The following is a 13,543-nucleotide window of genomic DNA, read 5'->3' on the forward strand; positions in this document are numbered from 1 at the left end:
GGGTGTCAAGGAAACCGAACCATGCAAATTATAAAAAAGCTATTTCGCAAAGTCAGTGTCGCGATGCTGGCACTCGTGGTGACTCATGCCGCTTTGGCAAACACCGTTACCTATTTTCATAATGATATATCCGGCAGCCCTATGGTTGCGACCGATGAAACTGGCAATCTACTCTGGAAAGAGAGCTATAAGCCGTACGGAGAAAAATTAACCCAAACGAGTCCAAGCAGTAGCAACAAGATTGGCTTTCATGGGAAAGTATTTGACGATAATAGCGGCCTTTCATATATGGGGGCACGGTATTACGATCCACTGCTCGGTCGCTTCATGGGTGCTGATCCGGTCGACTTTCAGGAAAGTAATCTGCATAGCTTTAATCGATATGCTTATGCAAATAATAATCCATATAAGTTTTCTGATCCTAGCGGTTTGTACGCTGACCTCATTATCGAGACGATGAGCTTAGCGGTGGGGATGGCCAGTTTTCATCAGAATGTAAAAGAGGGGAATTATGGTGCTGCGGCCTTAGATGGTGTCGGTATCGCTGCAGATGGGGTACTCGCTGCGATTCCCATGGTACCTGGAGCAGCAGGTTTGGCCATTCAGGGAGCACGAGGACTGGAAAGGGCATCCGATATACGTCCGCATGTCGACAACGCTACATCATCCGCAGCCCCTGACTTCTTGATATCACCCAACGGGACTGTCTTTCCTGTGCCCAAGGATGCGACGGGCCCTTCGGCTAGTGTGAATCCTGCAGGGAATGTCACAGGTTCTGCTTTCACTAATGGTAGGGGTGGCGATAACGGACAGGTTAATGTAATGCGCGTTATGCAGCCGACACCTCCGAGAGGCAGTAGCCCGGGCTATAAAAATGGATACATTAAATATGAGAATAGGTCAGGTCAGGGTGTCGACCCTTATACAGGACGGACGTTGCCAAATTCAAAAAGTCATTTTCCAATCAAATAATGGAGTGTTGTGCGATGAGCGTACTTACCAGTCTTGTTGGGTCTAATGTTGTAGGTGCATGTATAGTGCATGACTACTTTCAAATATCTTTTGCTGAAGGCATCATATTAAATATCAACAATTCATATCGTATTGTTGGCTCGACAGTGAAGAGCCTGCGTGGGAAAAAACTTGTAAACGTCTCAGAAGACGAGCAAGAAGTTGAGTTGGTTTTCGAAGGTTTAACAAGAATTAGAGTTGATATGAGTCCGGATGGATTTCAAGGGCCGGAGGCTATGCAGCTTTTGAGGCCAGGATTTCCTATGGTTATCTGGAATTAGCTTTACTTGGTTTAAGATGCATGGGCTTGTATGGATAAGTATAAGCCTTGCTCTGCTAGCTGTAGATGGGTTAAGAGTTTTTACACCGCGTCGAGAGGAGTAAAAGGTGAAGATAGATTTTTTCGATGCCAGTAACGATCAAGAAGTAGAAATTGCGCGCCGTTTGGTTTTCTGATGCGGGGCGCAATCCTCAACCAGAAGACTTGAAAGACGCTGGCTTCTTACAGAAGCCGGACCTAGTTCTCATCGGTAAGCTTGTCTTGTTTGAGCTTGAGGATATTTACGGTGCAACATTTATTGTGTTGGCGGAGAGCGTTAGTTTAGACTCTTTGACACGATGTAGCGTTGTGCGTTTAGAAGGTCATCCAACTCCAGCGTTATGGGTTGGACGGCTTTTTTGTGAGGCCGCTTTACCAACCATCATGCAGGATCTACGATCGATCTACACACGAGAAAAACGAGCAAGGCTGGTCACACACCTGCACCAGTAAGGTCTTCAGCCGCAAAATGAGCCCCTACCTCAATGCAAGAAATCCACGGCTACCACGCTCACATCTATTTCAACGCCCAAACCCTCAATCAGGCGCGAGCGTTGTGCGAAGCCGCGACCGAGAAATTTGCCGTGCAGATGGGGCGCGTCCATCAAAAGCTGGTTGGGCCGCATCCGGACTGGAGTTGTCAGTTGGCGTTCGGGCATGAGCAGTTGGCTGACGTTACGTTGTGGCTCGCGCTGAATCGCGATGGGCTGGTGGTGTTTCTGCATCCTCTGACGGGCGATGAGCTGCGCGACCATACCGATCATGCCATCTGGATGGGCGCGGTCAGGCCTCTGAATTTGAGCTCGCTGGCTGGCTGATAGCCAGCTTCCTGGCCATTTTCCTTCTGCGGTTACTAGCGCATCCATCGTTGAAAAGATCGATGTAAGATAGCTCCGCTGAAAAATGACCGCTAGGTCCGTTACAGCGCAAACTTCCACAAGATGGTCATGCATACGCTTCAACATGATAATTCGCCTGCTACGGGCGGCTTGAATCGAATGCTGAAAGACCAGAATAGAGGATCATCAGAAATGCCGGATCTACTCATCGACGGTAAGACACTTCACTATTCCGACCAAGGCACCGGACCGGTGGTATTGCTCGGTCACAGCTATCTCTGGGACAAGGCGATGTGGAGTGCACAGATTGATACGCTGGCCAGCCAGTATCGGGTGATCGTGCCGGATCTGTGGGGTCATGGCGATTCCAGCGGGTTTCCTGAGGGCACGCGCAATCTCGATGACCTGGCGCGGCATGCGCTGGCGCTGCTGGATCATTTGAATATCGAGCGTTGCAGCATCGTCGGGCTGTCGGTCGGCGGTATGTGGGGCGCAATCGCTGCGCTGCTCGCGCCAGAGCGCATCACCGGGCTGGTGCTGATGGACACCTATCTGGGCAAAGAGACCGAGGCCAAGAAAGCCTACTATTTCTCGTTGCTCGACAAGCTGGAAGAAGTCGGGAGCTTTCCTGAGCCGCTGCTGGATATCGTCGTACCGATCTTCTTCCGTCCCGGCATTGATCCGCAGTCGCCTGTGTACAGGTCGTTTCGTGCAGCGCTTGCCGGCATGAATGCCGAGCAGTTGCGTCAGTCCGTCGTACCGCTGGGAAGGATGATTTTCGGTCGTGATGACCGGCTCGGTTTGATCGAGCAATTGAATGCCGGCACCACGCTGGTGATGTGTGGCGATGCAGACATTCCACGCCCGCCCGAGGAGACGCGTGAGATGGCCAGCCTGATCGGCTGCCCTTATGTGCTGGTGCCTGAGGCCGGGCATATCGCCAATCTGGAAAATCCGGCGTTCGTATCGGGTGCGCTGATGACGTTCCTGGCGCGGGTTAACCAGAAGCAGGGTTGAGCTGAGCCGCGCCTTCAGGGACGGATGCAGACCCTCCGGAGCGGCGCTACCACGCTGTAGTGCTCACTTTTATACACAGAACCGGGAATGCAGCGCTTTCAGGCTTCCACGGCCTTCGGCCAGAATCAAAAGCGGACTTGTGTATAACGATGAGGAATGCCTTGCGTGACGCTCCGTGTCACACGTTTGCGCGTCGCCGCGCATTCAAGGACGTCAGCACCCCATCAATTCAACACACCATCCAGAATCGCGTACACAATCCCCGAACCCACGGCGATCAGCACCACGTCGGTGCCCAGGCGGCGCCATTCGTAGCCGTCATACTGTGGCAGGTATTGCAGCGAGCGGCTGTCCAGGCGTTTGCCGTAACCAGGTGGCAACGGGCGGCCCTTGGCGATGTGTACGCCCGGCGGCAACGGCTGGCCCCGACCGATGACGTCGCGGTGTTGCTGGAAAGTCTCGCGTACCGGGCCGAAATCCTGCGGTGGGCGGTTGCCGCCACGGTTGTCCTGATGTGCCTGTCTGCCTGGCGGGTTAGCCGGACCCTTGTCCGGGCCCCTGCCATTGTCGTTGCCCGGTCCACGGTCATTGCCACGCTGGTTATGCCCGCCGTCGTTCTGCGGTCCCGGCTGTTGGGCACCACGGTTGTCGTCCGGGCCATCACCGCGTTGATCAGGTGGTGCAGCTTGCAGCAGCGGACTGGCGCTGATCATCAAGATACCCAGTCCGGTGATAAAACGGTTTGGCAGTTTCATGGTGTTTCCTCGGCCTCACGCGATGCAGCAAAAAGGGGTTCATGACGTTGGTCATGAACCCCTTGTGTCTTGCTACATAGAGCCGCCGCTCAGGCTTTGATTCCTCTGTATCAGAAACTTTACCCTCAGCGACGAGCGCTGCGTACGCCCTCGGCCAGTGCCGCGCACAGCGTCAGTACGCCATCGACGGCATGCTCCGGCGACTCGGCACTGGCGATCTTGTCGACGAAGGCCGAGCCCACGACCACGCCGTCAGCCAGACGCGCAATCGCTGCGGCCTGCTCGGGTGTGCGGATACCGAAACCGACACTGATCGGCAGCTTGGTATGGCGGCGCAAGCGAGCGATGGCTTCAGTGACGTGCTCGGTGGTAGCCGAGCCAGCACCGGTCACACCGGCAACCGACACGTAGTAGACGAACCCGGAACTGCGCTCCAGCACACGCGGCAGACGCGCATCGTCGGTGGTCGGCGTGGTCAGGCGGATGAAGTCGATGCCGGACGCCTGTGCAGGCGTCGCCAGCTCGGCATCGTGCTCGGGTGGCAGGTCAACGATGATGAGACCGTCAACGCCTGCTTCTTTTGCCTGCGCCACGAAGGCTTCGACGCCAAAGCGGTGGATCGGGTTGTAGTAACCCATCAGCACAATCGGCGTGGTCTGATCGTCGACACGGAATTCGCTGACCATCTGCAGGGTTTTCTGCAGGGTCTGGCCAGCGTCCAGAGCACGCAGGGTCGCCAGCTGAATCGCCACGCCGTCGGCCATCGGATCGGTGAACGGCATGCCCAGCTCGATCACGTCAGCACCCGCAGCAGGCAGGCCTTTCAGGACTTTCAGCGAAGTGTCGTAGCCAGGGTCACCGGCGGTGATGAAGGTGACCAGCGCCGCACGACCTTCGGTTTTAAGCTGGGCGAAACGATGTTCTAGACGGCTCATACCAGCTGCTCCTGAGTGTGTTCGGCGGCGGCCATGTGGTTCATGACGGTTTGCATGTCTTTGTCACCGCGCCCGGACAGGCACACGACCATCAGGTGGTCATCGCGCAGGTTGGTCGCGCGCTTCATGGCTTCGGCCAGGGCGTGAGCGGTTTCCAGCGCCGGGATGATGCCTTCGAGCAGGCAGCACTGATGGAAAGCGTCCAGCGCTTCATCATCGGTGATGCTGACGTATTCGACGCGCTTCACTTCGTGCAGGAATGCGTGTTCCGGGCCGATGCCTGGATAGTCCAGACCGGCAGAGATCGAGTGTGCATCGGTGATCTGACCGTCGCCGTCCTGCAGCAGGTAGGTACGGTTGCCATGCAACACGCCCGGTACGCCGCCGTTCAGGCTGGCCGCGTGCTTGTCGGTGCTGACGCCATGACCGCCCGCTTCAACACCGATGATTTCCACGCTGGCGTCATCCAGGAACGGGTGGAACAGGCCCATGGCGTTGGAACCGCCGCCGACACAGGCGACCAGGCTGTCCGGCAGACGACCTTCCTTCTCCAGCATCTGCTCTTTGGTTTCCTTGCCGATGATGGCCTGGAAGTCACGGACCATCGCCGGGTAAGGGTGCGGGCCTGCCACCGTGCCGATCAGGTAGAAGGTGTCTTCAACGTTGGTCACCCAGTCACGCAGCGCTTCGTTCATCGCATCTTTCAGGGTGCCGGTGCCGGAAGTGACCGGAACGATTTCAGCGCCCAGCAGCCTCATGCGGAACACGTTGGCCTGCTGACGCTCGATGTCGGTGGCACCCATGTAGATCACACAAGGCAGGCCGAAACGTGCAGCAACGGTAGCAGTGGCAACGCCGTGCATGCCGGCGCCGGTTTCCGCGATCAGGCGTTTTTTGCCCATGCGCTTGGCCAGCAGCACCTGGCCGATGCAGTTGTTGATCTTGTGCGCGCCGGTGTGATTGAGCTCTTCGCGCTTGAAGTAGATCTTCGCGCCGCCGCAGAACTCGGTCAGGCGCTCGGCGAAGTACAGCGGGTTCGGACGGCCCACGTAATCGCGCTGAAAGTAGGCCATTTCTTTGATGAATTCCGGGTCTACCTTGGCGGCTTCGTACTCGCGGTTGAGGTCGAGCACCAGCGGCATCAGGGTTTCAGCCACGTAGCGGCCGCCGAATGAGCCGAACAGGCCGTTGGCGTCGGGGCCGCTGCGGAAATTGGTCTGGGTCATGAAGTGCTCCAGTTGCAGTATTGGGCGAATAGGTTGAGCCGTATTGGCAATGGGTTCACTTTAACCAGCGCAAGGCCGGATGAAAACCGATAAGATCGCTGCAACCTGTCAGGAAAACTCACAGATCATGAGCCGCGACCTTCCTCCCCTCAATGCATTGCGCGCCTTTGAAAGCACTGCCCGGCTTGGCAGTGTCAGTCAGGCGGCCGAACAGCTGAACGTGACGCATGGCGCTGTCAGTCGCCAATTGAAAGTGCTTGAAGAAAACTTGGGTACAAGCCTGTTCAGCAAGGACGGACGAGGCTTGAAACTCACAGATGCCGGTATTCGGCTGCGCGATGTCAGTGGCGATGCGTTTGATCGGTTGCGCGGTGTATGTGCAGAGCTGAGCAAGGGCAGCGCAGACGCGCCGTTCGTGTTGGGGTGCTCCGGCAGCCTGCTGGCGCGCTGGTTCATCCCGCGCTTGAGTCGCCTGAATGCCGAGCTGCCGGACCTGCGTCTGCACTTGTCGGCGGGCGAAGGTGATCTTGACCCGCGTCGACCAGGTCTTGATGCCCTGCTGATATTCGCCGAGCCGCCATGGCCGGCAGACATGCAGGTCTTCGAACTGGCAAGCGAGCGGATCGGACCGGTGTTGAGCCCGCGCTTCGCGCGGTTCGAGCGTTTGTGCGATGCACCTGCCGAGGCGTTGCTGGAAGAGTCATTGCTGCAAACCACATCGCGTCCGCAGGCGTGGCCAAGCTGGGCGCAGCAGAACGGCATCGACCCGCAGTCATTGCGTTACGGGCAGGGGTTCGAGCATTTGTATTATTTGCTGGAGGCGGCCGTGGCAGGCCTTGGCATCGCGATTGCGCCGGAACCTCTGGTCATCGATGACCTGAAAGCCGGTCGCCTGGCTGCGCCATGGGGCTTCAGTGAAACCCCGGCGCAGCTGGCGCTTTGGGTACCCAGACGTGCGGCCGATGGACGGGCGCAGCAGCTTGCTCAGTGGTTGAAAAATGAGCTGAAGCGGTCCGGGGAACCGATCAGAAACTGATCAGTTACCGCGCTTGAACAGCATGTAGGCAGCGATCAGGCCGATGGCACCTACCGCAACGCCAGCGGTGGTCCAAGGGTGTTCCTGAGCGTAGTCACGGGTTGCCAGCGCGTTCTCGCGGGTTTTCTCTTTGACGTCTTCGTAGACATCGCTGAGCAGGCTGCGCGAATGGCTCAGCGCGCTTTCAGCGTTGGCTTTCAGATTCTTCAGTGTCTTGCGCGACTCGTCGGTAGCGTCGGCTTTCAGGCCCTCTAGGGACTTCAGGAGGCTCTCGATTTCAGCTTCCATACTCTGCAACGAGGCTTTGCGAAGTGACGTAGTAGCCATGGTGTTTCTCCTGCAATGATGATTGGGCGTGTTGTTTCGGACTCCGCGCTTTTTGGAAAGTGCGATGGGATTTTTGCAAAGGTCTGAACTTTTGCGCGCGTTCTCCTGACAGAAGCAGGGAGCGCGCTCTATATCGCGTCTTTTTCAGACCTCAGGAGAACTGCCATGTCCGATCATCACACGTACAAGAAAGTTGAAATCGTCGGCTCTTCCACGACCACCATCGAAGACGCCATCAACAATGCCCTGGCCGAAGCCAGCAAAAGCCTCGACCTGATGGAATGGTTTGAAGTGACCGAAACCCGCGGCCATATCGAAAACGGCAAAGTCGCGCACTTCCAGGTAACGTTGAAAGTGGGCTTCCGCATCACCAACAGCTAAGGGTGATCTGAACCTTTCGACTGGCCGATTGCCATAACCTGCGCTACACACACTGATATGGCCACACGGTTGATGTGTGAGCGTGGGGATTTTCAATGGGCGCCTGTTCCGATGGCGTCTTCATTTGGCCGGACGAGAGGGATTACCCATGAAGAAGTTTTTGTTGGCTGTAGGCTTGCTGAGCATTGCAGGCACTGCCCTCGCGGCAGGCAAGCCATGTGAAGAGTTGAAAAGTGAACTCGACGCCAGACTCCAGGCGAAGGGCGTAACGTCCTACACGCTTGAAGTGGTCGAGAAAGGCAGCGCGGCCGACAAGCAAGTCGTCGGCACCTGCGAAGGCGGCACCAAGGAAATCGTTTACCAGCGCGGTTGATTGCCAGCCGGGCCCGGCTCAGGCCGGTTTGCCCGGTTAATCCCGTTTGCAGGTTTCACGAACAGAATCGCCCCGGACTGTCATCCAGTCCGGGGCGCTTCTGTGTGTGGCTGGTTTTTTTCCGATTCGGAAAGTCGCTCAACCGTGCGCGACCTGCGCCAGAATCTCGTAGGAACGCAACCTGTCTTGGTGCTCGTACATGTCGCAGGTAAAGAGCAACTCGTCAGCGTCGGTCTGCTCGAGCAGCACATCCAGTTTGGCGCGGATCTTCTCCGGGCCACCCACCATCGCCAGCCCGAGGAAGCTTGCTACTGCCTCACGCTCGTGTGGCAGCCACAGGCCGTCCATTGACTCGACAGGCGGGCGCTGCATCAGGCTGTGCCCACGCATCAGCGCGAGAATGCGCTGGTAAACCGACGTTGCCAGGTATTCGGCATGCTCGTCCGTGTCGGCCGCCGACAGGGGCACGCCAAGCATCACGTAAGGCTTGTCGAGCACCTCCGATGGCTGGAAGTGATTGCGATACACGCGAATCGCCTCGTGCATGTAGCGCGGCGCAAAGTGCGATGCGAACGCATACGGCAAGCCGCGCATGCCTGCCAGCTGGGCGCTGAACAGGCTCGAGCCCAGCAGCCAGATCGGCACGTTGGTGTTTGAACCGGGTACGGCGATCACTTTTTGATCAGGCGTGCGCGGGCCCAGGTATTCCATCAGCTCGGTGACATCATCCGGGAAGTCATCGGCACTGCCGGAGCGCTCGCGGCGCAAGGCACGCGCAGTCATCTGGTCGGAGCCCGGTGCGCGGCCCAGACCCAGGTCGATGCGGCCGGGATACAGGCTGGCCAGGGTGCCGAACTGCTCGGCGATCACCAGCGGCGCATGGTTGGGCAGCATGATCCCGCCAGCCCCGACACGAATGGTCGACGTGCCGCCTGCCAGGTAGGCGAGCAGTACCGCGGTCGCTGAACTGGCGATGCCGTCCATGTTGTGATGCTCGGCCACCCAGAAGCGGTTGTAACCCAGCTTTTCGACATGCTGGGCGAGGTTGAGCGAGTTGCGCAGCGATTCGGCGGGGCCTTTGTCGTGGCGCACCGGCACCAGATCAAGGGTGGAAATTTTTACATCTGCCAGACGTTTCATAGGCCGGGGTAGCTCCTCGAATTGTGATGGGCCGGCTGCTGGAGCTGCCCACGATGAAACAGCAGTGCGGGCGCAAGTCCGGCTTTTCAATGGGGCAGTGTAGAAAAACCTACTGAAACGGTAGGTCTTTCCGACGGTTGAACTTTCCAGAGCCGTCTATCCTCAGAATGCTGTAACAGCAACGATCCAAATTCATTCCAAAAGGAGCCACCATGAGCATCGTCAAGAAAGCATCCGCCCACTGGGAAGGTGATCTGAAAAGCGGTATCGGCAGCATCTCCACGGAAACCGGCGTATTGCGCGAAGCACCTTACGGCTTCAAGGCACGTTTTGAAGGCGGCAAAGGCACCAACCCTGAAGAATTGATCGGCGCAGCCCATGCAGGCTGTTTCTCGATGGCATTGTCCATGATTCTGGGCGGTGCAGGCCTGACTGCTGAAAGCATCGATACTCAGGCTGAAGTGTCGCTGGATCAGGTAGAAGGCGGTTTCGCGATCAGCGCTGTGCATTTGACCCTCAAGGCCAAAGTGCCAGGCGCGACCCAGGAGAAGTTCGACGAACTGACCAAGCAGGCCAAAGAAGGCTGCCCGGTCTCGAAAGTGTTGAACGCCAAGATCACCCTGGACGCTACATTGCTGAGCTGATTCACAGCCAGCCTTGCGGGGGCGCCTTGTGCGCTCCTGTATCTGCTGTATAAAGCTGGCTTGCTTCATCGGTCATGCGTTGGTTGACGCATGGTTTGATTATGATCAGGAGTCGAGCATGAAACGTTTTATTCTGGCAGCGACCTGCACCCTGCTGGCAACCAGCGCCCTGGCGGCGCCGAAATCCTGCGAAGAGCTCAAGGCTGAAATCGAGGCCAAGATCCAGGCCAACAATGTCACGTCCTACACGCTGGAAATCGTGAGCAACGAAGAAGCCACCGATCCCAGCATGATCGTCGGCAGCTGCGACAACGGTACGAAAAAAATCATCTATCAGCTCAACGGCCGCTGATCAGATGCAGTGCACCCCGCCCTCTTCTTCCTCCTCGGCCACCACCTTGCGCTCTGCATCGTAAAGCCACGCGTCGACACTGTTCGCCAGTGAGCGTACCTCCAGCACATAACGCTGCCCGGCAGCGAAGTGGTCGTAACGAACACTGACGTAACAGGTGATCTCGGTGTACTCGTCGCCGATCATCCCCATGCCGCCCGAGCGATACTCATAGTCATAACGCACCTGCAACTCATGGCTGCCCGGGGTGACCTGAAAATAGCGCCCGTCGTAAGTGTTCCTGCCATCGAGCTTGTCGCCCATGATCAACTGGCCGGTGATGGTGCGCATGTCGACCCACGCCATGTCCGGATTGACGGCAGGCAAGGGGCCGGCGCATCCGGCGAGGGTGAGTGCGGTTATCAGTATCAGAAGACGGAATGGCACCGAAGTTGTACCTCTGCTTAAAAAGGTTTAGTGGCGACCGTTGACATGACTTGCTGTTGGCCATTCATCCAGTCTGCAGAGACCGCGCAGCGTGTTTCAGTCAAGCGTTGGATAACGGCAAAATCGCTTCTCAGGTTTCGTGAAAATATCGGCTCATGGTGAGCAATTCGATTTCGAAGCAATCGAATTTGTTCGAGATCAGCCGCGATCTTTGCTCGGTGGGCAGATACAGTGAAACACTTTTCGAGGTTTGGAAAAAAGCGGTATAGATAGGTGGCCCAGATACGGCCTTCAAACCGTTTTGTGAACATTTTTTCCCAAAAGACGAATTTCAACTCTGCGATAACGGCGCCGGTTGTGCCACATTTCTGTCTGGCTCTTGCAAGCTCTTGTTTTGGCTTGAAAACCGGACCTGTAACATTCGGCAAGCTCTGCTCGAAGCCGGGACTCCAAGGCCACCGGGGGCCGTAAACCGAAGCGATTGCGTCTGCAACACCGTTACGGACAATCACCTCGCACAGGTGTAGAGGCGTAAGGAACGCTCCAGAGACGAGGGCGTTCCAGGCATATAAAGTTATGGCCTCATCAAGACCTCTGCCCACAGCGAGCGCTGCGTTTTCATACGTCGAAATCCGGGCAGATGAAATGGATAATCTGATTGCTTTTGCGACCTCTAAAGCTGACATTGACGACAACTGCAAATCTCCCTACAGTCTGTCCACTAGCCGAGGGCCTAGCTGGCTTATGCCTCCCCCCACGGACAGATGATATAGCAATACCCAAAGCCCACCTGCACGGTGGGTTTTCTGTTTGTGTCTAATGAAAATGGCGTTCTGCACGGGCGCGCAGCTTGGTACGTTCGAGTTCGTCCATGGATTGAGGCTCTATACCTTGCAATCCTTATAAGAGTTGCACATCCCCACTCCCCTCCGGCATAACATCACCGCACCCAAGCCACCAAAGCCCTTCCCTTCATGGCCACATTCGCCCTGCCACGCCTTCGCCACCTGCTAGCGCTGACGGCCGCTACGCTGCTGACCGGCTGCTCCAGCGTTTCCTACTACAGCCAGTTGGCGCAGGGTCAGTGGCAGTTGCTGCAGGCCCGTGAGCCGGTGGAGAAGATCATTGCTGACCCGACTCGGGATGCAGGTTTGCGCAGGCATCTGGCCCAGTCGCAGTTGGCGCGGGCGTTTGCCAGCGAGCATTTGCATCTGCCGGATAACCAGAGTTATCGCCTGTATGCGGATCTGGGCCGCCCTTATGTGGTGTGGAATGTGTTCGCGACGGATGAGTTCTCGCTAGAGCCGGTCACGCATTGTTTTCCGATTGCCGGGTGTGTCGCGTATCGCGGTTATTACAGCCCTGGCGGGGCGCGTGGCGAGGCGGCGTTGCAGCGGCAGGCGGGCAAGGATGTGTATTTGAGTGGCGTGGAAGCCTATTCGACGCTGGGTTGGTTCAATGATCCGATTCTCAGTTCGATGATGGGCTGGGGTGACGAGCGTCTGGCCACGCTGATTTTTCATGAATTGGCGCATCAGCGTTTTTATGTGAAGGACGACACGGAGTTCAATGAGTCCTACGCCAGTTTCGTCGAGCAGGAAGGTACGCGGCAATGGCGTGCGGCGCGGGGATTGCCGCCGGAGAGTGTTTCGCAGTCGGCACGGCGTGATCAGTTTACCCGGCTGGTGCTCGACACCCGGGAGCGACTCAAGGCGCTTTATCGTCAGCCGCTGTCGGCCGAAGTGATGCGCGCGCGCAAGGCTGAGGAATTCGAGCGGATGCGCCGTGACTACCGCGCGTTGCGGGATGAGCAGTGGGCTGGCGACAAGCGTTTCGATGCCTGGATCAACAGCCCGATGAACAACGCTAAACTGCTGCCTTTTGGTCTTTACGATCAATGGGTGCCAGCGTTCGAGACGTTGTTCAGGCAGGAGAATGGCGACTGGCAGGCTTTTTATCGAGCGGTGGAGAAGCTGGGCGGGATGCCTGCCGAGGCGCGCAAGGCGGCGCTGCAGGCGTTGATGCCTTGAAGCTCCTGTGGGAGCGAGCTTGCTCGCGAAGAGGTCGGTACAGCGCCCACACAAAGGGCGTTTGAACCGCGGTCTTCGCGAACAAGCGAAGCGTCGCCCCGGCTCGCTCCTACGGCCTTCGGCCAGAATTGAAGGCCGACTGAGTGCAGAGCGCAGTATTAATAGCGGGCCTCAACCCTTATCAAACCCCTCAGCCAGATGCTGATCCTTGAGCTTCACGTAATTAGTCGCGCTGTACGGGAAGAAGGCGATTTCCTTTTCGGTGAGGGCGCGCACCTGTTTGACCGGGCGACCGACGTACAAAAAGCCGCTTTCCAGCACCTTGCCCGGCGGTACCAGGCTGCCTGCGCCGATGATCACATGGTCTTCGACGACCGCGCCGTCCATGATGGTGGTGCCCATGCCGACCAGGATGCGATTGCCGATTGTGCAGCCGTGCAGCATGGCCTTGTGGCCGATGGTCACTTCATCGCCGATCAGCAGCGGAAAACCGTCCGGGTTGAAGGGGCCAGCGTGGGTGATGTGCAGCACACTGCCGTCCTGCACGCTGGTGCGGGCGCCGATGCGGATCCGGTGCATGTCGCCGCGCACCACGGTCAGCGGCCAGACGGAGCTGTCGGCGCCGATTTCGACGTCGCCGATTACCACCGCTGAATGATCGACAAAGGCCCGTTCGCCGAGGGCTGGGGTGTGCTCCTGAAACTTGCGAATGGCCACGATAGGCTCCTTCTT

Annotated in this window: 18 protein-coding genes; 10 read left to right on the plus strand and 8 right to left on the minus strand. The window is 57.5% G+C overall.

Annotated features, from left to right (window positions below; all coding sequences use genetic code 11):
- Positions 1 to 21 precede the first annotated feature (21 nt).
- The 4 genes from KUIN1_RS00165 (at position 22) to KUIN1_RS00180 (ending at position 3,186) form a co-directional block, all read left to right on the plus strand.
- Entirely contained in the window at positions 22 to 972 is a 951-nt protein-coding gene (locus KUIN1_RS00165; protein ID WP_152091760.1) for an RHS repeat domain-containing protein, read from the plus strand.
- 14 nt (positions 973 to 986) lie between these two features.
- Entirely contained in the window at positions 987 to 1,292 is a 306-nt protein-coding gene (locus tag KUIN1_RS00170) for a hypothetical protein (RefSeq protein ID WP_003401510.1), read from the plus strand.
- A 523-nt stretch (positions 1,293 to 1,815) separates the two neighbouring features.
- Positions 1,816 to 2,148, plus strand: a complete 333-nt coding sequence (locus tag KUIN1_RS00175) for a DOPA 4,5-dioxygenase family protein (RefSeq protein WP_058822568.1) — start codon at positions 1,816 to 1,818, stop codon at positions 2,146 to 2,148.
- A 213-nt stretch (positions 2,149 to 2,361) separates the two neighbouring features.
- Positions 2,362 to 3,186 carry an alpha/beta fold hydrolase gene (locus KUIN1_RS00180; RefSeq protein WP_116886537.1) on the plus strand — a complete coding sequence of 275 codons (825 nt, stop codon included), beginning with the start codon at positions 2,362 to 2,364 and terminating at the stop codon, positions 3,184 to 3,186.
- Positions 3,187 to 3,410: 224 nt separating this feature from the next.
- Here KUIN1_RS00180 and KUIN1_RS00185 read toward each other — a convergent pair whose 3' ends face one another.
- The 3 genes from KUIN1_RS00185 to trpB form a co-directional block, all read right to left on the minus strand.
- A complete protein-coding gene (locus KUIN1_RS00185; RefSeq protein ID WP_024651194.1) occupies positions 3,411 to 3,941 on the minus strand; it encodes an anti-virulence regulator CigR family protein in 531 nt (176 codons plus the stop codon).
- A gap of 125 nt (positions 3,942 to 4,066) precedes the next feature.
- A complete protein-coding gene (gene trpA / locus KUIN1_RS00190; RefSeq protein WP_024651193.1) occupies positions 4,067 to 4,876 on the minus strand; it encodes a tryptophan synthase subunit alpha in 810 nt (269 codons plus the stop codon).
- Positions 4,873 to 6,102: a tryptophan synthase subunit beta gene (trpB, locus tag KUIN1_RS00195; RefSeq protein WP_003318458.1), complete on the minus strand. Its 1,230-nt coding sequence runs from the start codon at positions 6,100 to 6,102 to the stop codon at positions 4,873 to 4,875. The genes trpA and trpB overlap by 4 nt, the downstream gene beginning before the upstream one ends.
- Positions 6,103 to 6,181: 79 nt before the next feature.
- On the opposite strand from trpB, the gene KUIN1_RS00200 reads away from it, so the two are divergent.
- Positions 6,182 to 7,138 (plus strand): LysR family transcriptional regulator, encoded by a 957-nt coding sequence (locus KUIN1_RS00200; RefSeq protein WP_116886536.1) that lies wholly within the window; start codon positions 6,182 to 6,184, stop codon positions 7,136 to 7,138.
- Here the strand turns inward: KUIN1_RS00200 and KUIN1_RS00205 are convergent, their stop codons facing one another.
- Entirely contained in the window at positions 7,139 to 7,465 is a 327-nt protein-coding gene (locus KUIN1_RS00205; RefSeq protein WP_003318456.1) for a DUF883 family protein, read from the minus strand.
- Between the two features lie 165 nt (positions 7,466 to 7,630).
- On the opposite strand from KUIN1_RS00205, the gene KUIN1_RS00210 reads away from it, so the two are divergent.
- The gene (locus KUIN1_RS00210; protein WP_003318455.1) at positions 7,631 to 7,846 is read left to right on the plus strand and encodes a dodecin; all 216 of its coding nucleotides are present in this window, start codon (positions 7,631 to 7,633) and stop codon (positions 7,844 to 7,846) included.
- A gap of 148 nt (positions 7,847 to 7,994) precedes the next feature.
- On the plus strand, positions 7,995 to 8,219 hold the full coding sequence (locus tag KUIN1_RS00215) for a DUF1161 domain-containing protein (protein WP_003318454.1): 225 nt from the start codon (positions 7,995 to 7,997) through the stop codon (positions 8,217 to 8,219).
- A gap of 138 nt (positions 8,220 to 8,357) precedes the next feature.
- Here KUIN1_RS00215 and KUIN1_RS00220 read toward each other — a convergent pair whose 3' ends face one another.
- Positions 8,358 to 9,359, minus strand: coding sequence for an LLM class flavin-dependent oxidoreductase (locus tag KUIN1_RS00220; RefSeq protein ID WP_103713861.1), 1,002 nt, complete (start codon positions 9,357 to 9,359; stop codon positions 8,358 to 8,360).
- A 212-nt stretch (positions 9,360 to 9,571) separates the two neighbouring features.
- On the opposite strand from KUIN1_RS00220, the gene KUIN1_RS00225 reads away from it, so the two are divergent.
- The gene (locus tag KUIN1_RS00225) at positions 9,572 to 10,003 is read left to right on the plus strand and encodes an OsmC family protein (protein ID WP_003340074.1); all 432 of its coding nucleotides are present in this window, start codon (positions 9,572 to 9,574) and stop codon (positions 10,001 to 10,003) included.
- 118 nt (positions 10,004 to 10,121) lie between these two features.
- Positions 10,122 to 10,355, plus strand: a complete 234-nt coding sequence (locus tag KUIN1_RS00230; protein ID WP_003318449.1) for a DUF1161 domain-containing protein — start codon at positions 10,122 to 10,124, stop codon at positions 10,353 to 10,355.
- On the opposite strand, the gene KUIN1_RS00235 is transcribed toward KUIN1_RS00230, so the two are convergent.
- Both KUIN1_RS00235 and KUIN1_RS00240 read right to left on the minus strand, forming a co-directional pair.
- A complete protein-coding gene (locus KUIN1_RS00235; protein ID WP_080267722.1) occupies positions 10,356 to 10,781 on the minus strand; it encodes a PA0061/PA0062 family lipoprotein in 426 nt (141 codons plus the stop codon).
- A gap of 17 nt (positions 10,782 to 10,798) precedes the next feature.
- Positions 10,799 to 11,467, minus strand: coding sequence for a hypothetical protein (locus KUIN1_RS00240; RefSeq protein ID WP_024651192.1), 669 nt, complete (start codon positions 11,465 to 11,467; stop codon positions 10,799 to 10,801).
- A gap of 288 nt (positions 11,468 to 11,755) precedes the next feature.
- Between KUIN1_RS00240 and KUIN1_RS00245 the strand changes: the two genes are divergently transcribed.
- Positions 11,756 to 12,811 (plus strand): aminopeptidase, encoded by a 1,056-nt coding sequence (locus tag KUIN1_RS00245; protein ID WP_103713862.1) that lies wholly within the window; start codon positions 11,756 to 11,758, stop codon positions 12,809 to 12,811.
- Positions 12,812 to 12,982: 171 nt separating this feature from the next.
- Here the strand turns inward: KUIN1_RS00245 and KUIN1_RS00250 are convergent, their stop codons facing one another.
- A complete protein-coding gene (locus KUIN1_RS00250) occupies positions 12,983 to 13,528 on the minus strand; it encodes a gamma carbonic anhydrase family protein (protein WP_058822572.1) in 546 nt (181 codons plus the stop codon).
- Positions 13,529 to 13,543: the final 15 nt, after the last annotated feature.

This window comes from Pseudomonas sp. KUIN-1, assembly GCF_009176725.1.
Classification (GTDB): Bacteria; Pseudomonadota; Gammaproteobacteria; order Pseudomonadales; family Pseudomonadaceae; genus Aquipseudomonas; species Aquipseudomonas fragariae.